Annotated in this window: 1 protein-coding gene; it reads left to right on the top strand. The window is 56.9% G+C overall.

What is annotated here, in order from left to right:
- Positions 1-232: hypothetical protein (locus tag SB765_RS34205; protein WP_410933100.1), on the top strand; the 232-nt coding region annotated here is incomplete at both ends.

Raw genomic sequence — 232 nt, 5'->3', positions numbered from 1 at the left:
GCTGATTGAAGATGTGATCCTGCCAATGGAGGCAGAGCTGAGTATTATGCTGGAGGCGCATCAGCAGACGCTGGTGCTCGATCTGCCACAGGAGCAGTTTGTGCGCGGTGATGCCACGCTGCTGAAGATGTTGCTGCGTAACCTGGTGGAGAACGCCCATCGCTACAGCCCGGATAACAGCACCATCAGTGTGCAGCTGGTGTTAGCTCCTCAGCCGATGCTGGTGGTGGAA

The organism is Pseudomonas sp. SIMBA_067, assembly GCF_046534675.1.
GTDB lineage: Bacteria > Pseudomonadota > Gammaproteobacteria > Pseudomonadales > Pseudomonadaceae > Aquipseudomonas > Aquipseudomonas putida.
Note: the sequence above shows the minus strand (reverse complement) of the source record. Positions and strands in the feature narration are given on the sequence as shown.